Origin of the sequence: Paenibacillus polysaccharolyticus (genome assembly GCF_023714295.1) — a bacterium.
Classification (GTDB): Bacteria; Bacillota; Bacilli; order Paenibacillales; family Paenibacillaceae; genus Paenibacillus; species Paenibacillus polysaccharolyticus_A.
Window position 1 is genome coordinate 1 of sequence record NZ_JAMAUN010000038.1, and the last position, 462, is coordinate 462.

Below are 462 nucleotides of genomic sequence, written 5' to 3' on the forward strand. Positions count from 1 at the left end.
TCTCCGAGCACGTCAGCCTGGAGCTGAACTCCATCGGTTCGCTGGAAGCGCGCGCCAACTACCGCGACGCGCTGGTGGCATACCTGGAGCAGTTTACCGATAAACTGGATGAAGACAGTAAACGCCGGATGTATACCAACCCGCTGCGGGTGCTGGACTCCAAAAACCCGGACGTTCAGGCGCTGCTCAACGACGCGCCGGCGCTCGGCGATTATCTTGACGAAGAGTCGAAAGCCCACTTTGCCGGCCTGTGCGCGCTGCTTGACGATGCCGGGATCCGCTACACCGTCAACCAGCGCCTGGTGCGCGGCCTTGATTACTATAACCGCACCGTGTTCGAGTGGGTGACCACCAGCCTTGGTTCCCAGGGCACCGTCTGCGCCGGCGGTCGTTACGACGGCCTGGTTGAGCAGCTGGGCGGTCGCGCTACCCCGGGCGTGGGTTTTGCCATGGGGCTGGAAC

At 63.0% G+C, this 462-nt stretch carries 1 protein-coding gene; it reads left to right on the forward strand.

All coding sequences use genetic code 11. The features are described 5' to 3' along the window. The coding region (locus M3629_RS28060) for an ATP phosphoribosyltransferase regulatory subunit (protein WP_251512176.1) at positions 1-462 on the forward strand (462 nt) is incomplete at both ends.